This is a genomic window from Amycolatopsis sp. SID8362 (genome assembly GCF_010550475.1).
Taxonomy (GTDB): Bacteria; Actinomycetota; Actinomycetes; order Mycobacteriales; family Pseudonocardiaceae; genus Amycolatopsis; species Amycolatopsis eburnea.
Genome location: NZ_JAAGNB010000654.1, coordinates 1 through 874, shown reverse-complemented (window position 1 = coordinate 874; position 874 = coordinate 1). Strand labels below are relative to the sequence as shown.

Genomic DNA, 874 nt, shown 5'->3' with positions numbered 1-874 from the left:
CGTGCTCGAGGACGTAGACGGTCAGGTCGAACGGCGATCCGGGCTTCTCGACCGGGAGCCACGTCCCCCGCACGCCGGGCAGGTCGAGCCGGGGCTCGGTGAAGCCGAGGACGTTGACCATCACCTGCACCAGCGGCGCCCGCGACGGGTCACGGGGAACGCCGAGGGCGCCGACGAGCCGGTCGATCGGGGCCGCCGGGTGCGCGGTGGCGGCCAGCAGTTCGGCGCCGCTGTCGCGGGCGAGCGTGGTGAAGTCCGCGTCCCCGCCGCGCAGGCGCACCGGGACGATGTCCACGAAGAACCCGGCGACGTCCTGGGTTTCGGCCAGCTGCCGGTCCGCGACGACGGTCGCGACCAGGTGGTCGTCCCCGCCGGTCAGGCGGTGCAGCAGCTGCCCGAACGCGGCCAGCACAACACCCGCGCGGGTGGTCCCGGTGCGGGTGGCGAGCGCACCGGCGGCTTCGGCGACGCCGTCCGGGAACGCTTCGTGGTGCGTCGCGCCGCGGTAGGTCTGCACCGGCGGGCGCGGCCGGTCGCGCGGGAGGTCCACTGTGGACGGCGCGCCCGCGAGGTGCTCGGTCCACCAGGCGAGGTCGGCGGCTTCACGGCGGCGGTCGCGGTCCGCGCGCCACACCGCGTAGTCCGCATAGGACACCGGCAGCGGTGGCAGGGTCTCGCCGCGGTAGGCCGCGGCGAGATCGGCGCAGAGCAGTTCCTGCGACCAGCCGTCGAACACGGCGTGGTGCAGCGTGCAGCCGAGCACGTGCTCCTCGGGCCCCAGCTCGTAGAGCCGCACGCGCCACGGCGGTTCGCGGTCGAGGCGGACGGGTGCGGCCGCGTCGGCGGCCAGGCGGGCACCCACTTCCGCCTCGGT

1 protein-coding gene is annotated in these 874 nt (G+C 75.7%); it reads right to left on the bottom strand.

Annotated elements, in window-relative coordinates:
- Positions 1-862: condensation domain-containing protein (locus G3I65_RS20265; RefSeq protein ID WP_309235576.1), on the bottom strand; the 862-nt coding region annotated here is incomplete at its 3' end.
- Positions 863-874 lie beyond the last annotated feature (12 nt).